We start from the raw sequence: 364 nt of genomic DNA, 5'->3' as shown, positions 1-364 counted from the left end.
AGAGGTCACACCTGTTCCCATGCCGAACACAGAAGTTAAGCTCTTTAGCGCCGATGGTAGTCGGACTTACGTTCCGCGAGAGTAGGACGTTGCCAAGCAGAAACTTTTATCATGACCAATCGGTCATTTTTTCTTGGAAAAATTAGAAAAAAATAATAAAAGTTGTTGACTTTATGATAAGAACTGTGTATAATTAATTCTTGTCGAGTCAAAAAAGAAATGACATGAACATTGAAAACTGAATGACAATATGTCAACGTTAATCCCAATAATTTGAGTACTTCAAAAGTACTTTCAAGAGTGATTGACTTAAACAATCAATGAGCTATATCAAGCTTACTTCTTTTATGGAGAGTTTGATCCT

At 35.2% G+C, this 364-nt stretch carries 1 rRNA gene; it reads left to right on the top strand.

Going from position 1 to position 364, the window contains the following annotated elements:
* Positions 1-98 (top strand): 5S ribosomal RNA (gene rrf / locus CD138_RS13970); the annotation flags it as partial.
* Between the last annotated feature and the right edge of the window lie 266 nt (positions 99-364).

This window comes from Staphylococcus intermedius NCTC 11048 (genome assembly GCF_002902385.1).
GTDB classification, from domain to species: domain Bacteria; phylum Bacillota; class Bacilli; order Staphylococcales; family Staphylococcaceae; genus Staphylococcus; species Staphylococcus intermedius.
The sequence above is the reverse complement of the archived record's forward strand: the minus strand, read 5'-3'. Positions and strand labels throughout refer to the sequence as shown.